The organism is Escherichia sp. AM3 (assembly GCF_032029835.1).
GTDB lineage: Bacteria > Pseudomonadota > Gammaproteobacteria > Enterobacterales > Enterobacteriaceae > Escherichia > Escherichia coli.
Genome location: NZ_JAVUPQ010001142.1, coordinates 1 through 253, shown reverse-complemented (window position 1 = coordinate 253; position 253 = coordinate 1). Strand labels below are relative to the sequence as shown.

The 253-nt window shown below is 54.2% G+C and carries 1 protein-coding gene; it reads left to right on the top strand.

The annotated features are described in order from the left end of the window. A partial coding sequence (locus RTW80_RS30060; RefSeq protein WP_312721829.1) for an integrase core domain-containing protein occupies positions 1 to 253 on the top strand: 253 nt, incomplete at both ends.

The following is a 253-nucleotide window of genomic DNA, read 5'->3' as shown; positions in this document are numbered from 1 at the left end:
GCATTGCGCTGTTTCGCGGCTATCCGGCTACGATAAGAACCGATCAGGGCCCGGAGTTTACCTGCCGCGCGCTCGATCAGTGGGCCTTTGAGCATGGAGTGGAGCTGCGACTTATCCAGCCCGGCAAGCCGACGCAGAACGGATTTATTGAGAGTTTTAACGGACGCTTTCGCGATGAATGCCTGAATGAACACTGGTTCAGCGACGTCAATCATGCCAGGAAAACCATCAGCGAATGGCGTCAGGATTATAA